This is a genomic window from Bacillus sp. SIMBA_008, from assembly GCF_046535495.1.
GTDB lineage: Bacteria > Bacillota > Bacilli > Bacillales > Bacillaceae > Bacillus > Bacillus subtilis.
Window position 1 is genome coordinate 1 of record NZ_JAWRWL010000176.1, and the last position, 330, is coordinate 330.

A 330-nucleotide genomic window follows, 5' to 3' on the forward strand; every position below is an offset into this window, starting at 1 on the left:
TGGCGATGTCATGCTCACGCGCCGTTCGACACCGTCCGGCACGGTAGTCATGGAGGAAGTCCGGGAGTACGACGAAGCTAGTGGCCTGCTCAGCGCGACTGTTGACGGTGAAGGCCGGCGCGTGGAACTACGCTACGACGCCGCTGGGCGCCTGGTGGAGCGCGTTGTCGATCCTGCGGGATTGAATGCCGTCACTCGCTATAGCTATGACGGCCAGGGTCGTCAGCTCAGCGTGACCGACGCAGCTGGCCGACTCACTACATATCGCTACGACGGTGAGGGGCGCCTTCTGGAGTCCGTCCAGGATCCTCTCGGGCTCAATCTCCGCAG

Annotated in this window: 1 protein-coding gene; it reads left to right on the forward strand. The window is 63.6% G+C overall.

The window, feature by feature from the left end; genetic code table 11:
* The coding region (locus tag SB658_RS22700) for an RHS repeat domain-containing protein (RefSeq protein WP_410602489.1) at positions 1 to 330 on the forward strand (330 nt) is incomplete at both ends.